This window comes from Bacillus sp. mrc49, from assembly GCF_002803435.1.
The window spans coordinates 1-2,947 of sequence record NZ_PHNG01000634.1 but is presented as its reverse complement, the minus strand read 5'-3'; the positions used below and the strand labels follow the sequence as shown (position 1 = coordinate 2,947).

The window sequence follows — 2,947 nt, the reverse complement described above, 5'->3', positions numbered from 1 at the left end:
GGAATTCATTCTGCTTAGACAAGCCTATTTGATCCCTGGAAAACATGAAGCCGAATTAATGATTTCAGAAGGAAATACAGCTACACTCGTCACTTCTAAATTTTATTACAATTCCACAAAGTCTATTTTGAATGATAACACTCTTGCCAGCACTAATGAGTTCCCTTTATTAAACCAAGCAATAGCTGCTGGTGAATTACTTAAAGAATTTAATATGGAAAGTTTGGCCGAAATCGCCAGAACTATTGAAAGTGGCGGGGGTGCAAGCGGGGGTGGCACAGTACCATCCAATGTAATTTTATATGAGGATTGGGCAGCAGGGGAAACTGTAATAATTGATACTGGAAATACTGCCCCTCCACCTGATACAACTGCTCCAATATTAATAATCGCACCTAATGGAGGTACTTTTGCAACTACTCAAAGTGTAACCATGTCTACAAATGAGACAGCCGAAATTTTCTATACACTTGATGGTTCAACACCTACAGTTTCAAGCACCAAATATACGAGCGCTATTAATCTAAGTAACACCGCAACAATTAAAGCAATCGCAAAAGATACAGCAGGCAATATTAGTGCCGTTAATACAGTTGCCTTTACGAAAGATGTAACAGCGCCTACTGATACAACACCACCAGTATTAACCGTCAGTCCAGCAGCAGGAACATATACAACTTCTCAATCTGTAACCCTTACAGCAAATGAAACAGCAGATATTTATTACACATTAGATGGAACTACGCCAACTACTGCAAGTATAAAATATTCTAGTCCTTTTACTGTATCAGCAACCTCAACAGTAAAAGCATTTGCGAAGGATACAGCCGGGAACAGTTCTGTTGTTCAAACCGTTGCGTATACGATTGACACAGTTCCTGCGACACTAAATATTGTAGATACATTCTCGGTTGATAAGAGTCTTTTAACAACAACTGAAACTGGACAAACTTGGGTTCCGTCCAATTATGGAGTGACAGGTGGACAATTTTATGCACCAGCACCAAATGCAAGTACCTATAAGACTCCGGCATATATTACTGTACCGAGCAATTCGTTCACAGTTGAAGTGGATTATGCAGTACCACATACTGGAACAAACACATATTCTGCGATCATGCTCAGGTGGCAAGATATTTCGAATATGGTGTATATCTATATTTCAGGAACTAAGTATCGAATAGGTAAATGGCAAGCTGGAGCATATTCGACAATCATTGAATGGGTGGGTACAGCAACTGCTAATGATAAATTAAAAATAGAGCATCAAGCAGATGGACACATAAAATTATTTGTTAATGGGAATTTAGCAATAGAAGCTACTGAAACATTCTTACTTAGTTCAACTAATAAAGTGGGCTTGGGTACTTCAAATGCAATTATGAGATTTGATAATTTTAGTGTTAAATCGCTTGCTTAGGTTAGGAGGGTTAGTTCATGCAAGGAAAAGGTAAAAAACTAAAAGACGCTAATGGACAATACATGTATCCATTAACACGTTCTGAATTTGTCTATGTAGAGGATAATAAAACACTTGCTCAAAGATTAATTGAGATTGGTTCAGGCGGGAGCCTTCCAGTAAATATTACGTCAACTCCGACAAACGGAAATATTTTAACTTACAATAGTGCAAACGGTAAATGGGAAGCAAAAGCGCCATCTGGTAATATCGGTACTATTGGTGATGGCTCCATCACATACGCTAAATTGGCTGATAATTTCGCCAGTGGAACTCCGACAAGTGATTGCAATACCACAGTAAAGGAAGGGAAGTACCTCTGCTCAAATGGAATATTAAACTTTCCACCGGAGTTTCAAGGACAACTTTCTGTCGCAGTTGGAATGATTTTAGAAGTCAGTAGAGTGAGTAGCATCTGGGTGGCGCAAAAAGCCTACTTACGAAATAATTCATCTCGTGTTTGGTCACGAGTTATAGACTCAAGATATCCTGAAAATGTTGTGCCTTGGGAAATCGAGTCGGGGTACACAATGGAAGGATTAAAATGGATTGGACTGGGAGATAGTATTGCACTTCAGGTGCTCCCATCCGTAGCAAAATATTTAAAAACAACTGTAAATAATCAGGCGAAAGGTGGTTCTGCATGTTCTAATCGGGAAGGGATTAACGATACATTATACGGTCCTTACGAATCAAGTGCTTTTTGGAAAATTTCATCCACAATTGATTTCACATCTTATGATTTGGTTACGTGTACGTATGGTGGTAATGATTTTGGTTCAGGTGTTCCTCTAGGAACACTAGACAGCACTGACCCTAAAACTTTTGCAGGAGCTTGGAACACAGGCTTAAAGAATATCACTAATTCTAACCCACAAATAGCAATTGTTATGTTTTCCCCCACCTTTAGAGATTACGCAATAAGCCCGAATAGAAACGGAGATACTTTTGATCAATTTTTAGACATGATGGAAGCAATTGCGAAGAATTGGAGAATTCCTTTAGGAAACGCTGGAAAATTATCAGGAGTAAATAAACATAATGTAGTTCAATTAACATCTGATGGAATTCATCCAAACACTATAGGAAGACAAAAATTGGCAGGGTTCTATGCGGGAATGCTTAATAGCCATATTTACGGAAGAGATTATACTGTGAAACAATCAAAATTAAATCTTTAAGGTTATTTTTTGAAGTTGTCTAAGATTTACTGGTATTAGTACGGTAAATTGGAACAAACTGTGTGGTAACAAAACTAAAGAGCAATAAAATTCAAGTCGTCCCTAAATGGCGGCTTTTTATTATGTATAAAATTCATCCTAGACATACAAAGATAAAGACAAAGAGAGTTTTATGTTGAAGGGGGAGATGCACTTTGAAGGAGGCGAATTTTTATGTTGAGATGGGAGGTTGCCGCAGTGAAAGGGGGCCTGGCTACACTCATTAGTTTTCTTTTGTATTTATCCGGAATTATGAACGAGGTCACGG

The 2,947-nt window shown here is 38.2% G+C and carries 2 protein-coding genes; both read left to right on the top strand.

All coding sequences use genetic code 11. The features are described 5' to 3' along the window. On the top strand, window positions 1–1,420 hold a 1,420-nt coding region (locus CVN76_RS31400; RefSeq protein ID WP_198512516.1), incomplete at its 5' end, for a chitobiase/beta-hexosaminidase C-terminal domain-containing protein. Between the two features lie 17 nt (window positions 1,421–1,437). After that, window positions 1,438–2,640 carry an SGNH/GDSL hydrolase family protein gene (locus CVN76_RS06560; protein ID WP_100530542.1) on the top strand — a complete coding sequence of 401 codons (1,203 nt, stop codon included), beginning with the start codon at window positions 1,438–1,440 and terminating at the stop codon, window positions 2,638–2,640. Window positions 2,641–2,947: the final 307 nt, after the last annotated feature.